The 1,553-nt window shown below is 56.9% G+C and carries 2 protein-coding genes and 1 pseudogene; all 3 read left to right on the forward strand.

What is annotated here, in order from left to right:
- Positions 1-4 precede the first annotated feature (4 nt).
- Complete coding sequence (locus AUC60_RS06855) at positions 5-508, forward strand: phage major tail tube protein (RefSeq protein WP_087265342.1); 504 nt, start codon at positions 5-7, stop codon at positions 506-508.
- Between the two features lie 9 nt (positions 509-517).
- A complete protein-coding gene (locus tag AUC60_RS06860) occupies positions 518-841 on the forward strand; it encodes a phage tail assembly protein (protein WP_087265343.1) in 324 nt (107 codons plus the stop codon).
- 150 nt (positions 842-991) lie between these two features.
- Positions 992-1,553: pseudogene (locus AUC60_RS27825) on the forward strand (phage tail tape measure protein); the annotation flags it as partial.

The following is a 1,553-nucleotide window of genomic DNA, read 5'->3' on the forward strand; positions in this document are numbered from 1 at the left end:
CAACATGATTCCTCAAACGCTTTTCAATACAAACCTGTTCGTGGACGGCATCAACTTCTCCGGCGATGTGCCGGAGCTGTCGCTGCCCAAAGTGACAGTTAAAACCGAGGCCTATCGTGCTGGCGGCATGGATGCCGAGATTGATATGGATATGGGCCTGGAGAAGCTTGAATCCTCATTCACTACCAACGGCGTGCGTAAAGAAGCCATGAAGTTCTTCGGCCTGGCAGACGGCACCGCGTTCAATGCGTCGTTCCGTGGCTCTTTCAGGGGCCAGAAGGGTGCCTTTGTGGGTGTCACCGCAACCCTCCGCGGCATGCTTAAAGAGGTTGATCCGGGTAGCTGGAAACCGGGTGATAAAGCCGAGTTCAAGTACAACATCGGCGTGTCGTATTACAAGCTAGAAGTTGACGGAACGGTGATGTACGAGATCGATCCGGTCAACTCGGTGCGCGTGATCAACGGCGTTGACCAACTCATTCAGATGCGCAACCAGCTGGGCCTGTAAGGGGATTACATGAACACTTCAGTCAATGCAAAAACCTACCCGAACGAGCTGCCCAAGTGGCTGGTTGTCACGGATTCCGGTGTGACCATCACCCTGTCCACGCCCAGTGAAATGAACGGCGTCAAGTCGGACAAGATCGTCATGCGCTCCCCGACTGTGCGTGAGGTGCGTGTTTGTCAGCAGGCGCACCCCAATGACGAGCTGGCCGTTGATGCCATGTTGTTTGCCAGCCTTGCCTCCATTGGCGAAAACGACCTCATGGGCCTCACGCTAAAGGACTATGAGCGCGTGAAGTCCGGCTACTTTCGCATGGTCGAAGAGGACGATGTTTGACCCTTCACTTTTGCGGCTGATGGCAAAGCGTATGGCCAAGGAAACTGGGTTCTCCTTGGCCGAGATTGAAACGATGCCGTTTTTCGACATGTGGTGGTGGCTCAGGGATTGAGCTGCTTTCCCCGTGGACGGTAATCAAGGGGCGACAGCATGGCGAAGGAATTAGCGCTTGGCCTGGTGATTGGTGGCGCAGTCAGCAAGTCCGTGGGAGCGGCGTTCAAGGACGTCGAAGGGCGCGTTAAGCGTCTTGAATCGACTGCGGGCAAGGCCAAGGTTCTGCAATCGGTGATCGGTGAAACCAAGCGCCTGCAGGAAGAATGGCGCAAGGCGCATTTGAGCGGATCTGCTACGGCCGATGGCTTGCGGCGCAAGCTCGATGCCAACCTTGAAAGCCTGCGGCGACAGGGTGTCGAGGTCAAAAACCTTGGCAAGGCTTATGAGCAGGCCGGGCGGCAGGCACGCAAAGCCGAACTCAAGTCGACCGGTCAGGGCCAGATGAAAGAGGGTGCTGTAGGGCTGCGCAATACCGCGCTCGCCACCAGTGCAGCGGCGGCCACGATGATTGTGCCGACCAGGGTCAGCGCCGAGTTCGGGGCGGTGATCCGTGACATTGCGATCAAGGCTGGCGTGGCCGGTAAAGACGAAGAAAAAGAGATGGCCAAAACCATCATCGGCACTTCGCGAGATACCGGTCTGGCTCGCAACGAGGTTG

The sequence above is a fragment of the Pseudomonas caspiana genome, from assembly GCF_002158995.1.
Taxonomy (GTDB): domain Bacteria; phylum Pseudomonadota; class Gammaproteobacteria; order Pseudomonadales; family Pseudomonadaceae; genus Aquipseudomonas; species Aquipseudomonas caspiana.

What these genes read in the sequence shown, in the direction of transcription:
- AUC60_RS06860 (WP_087265343.1), top strand. Translation starts at nt 518, where the DNA reads ATGAACACTTCAGTCAATGCAAAAACCTACCCGAACGAGCTGCCCAAG.
- AUC60_RS06855 (WP_087265342.1), top strand. Translation starts at nt 5, where the DNA reads ATGATTCCTCAAACGCTTTTCAATACAAACCTGTTCGTGGACGGCATC.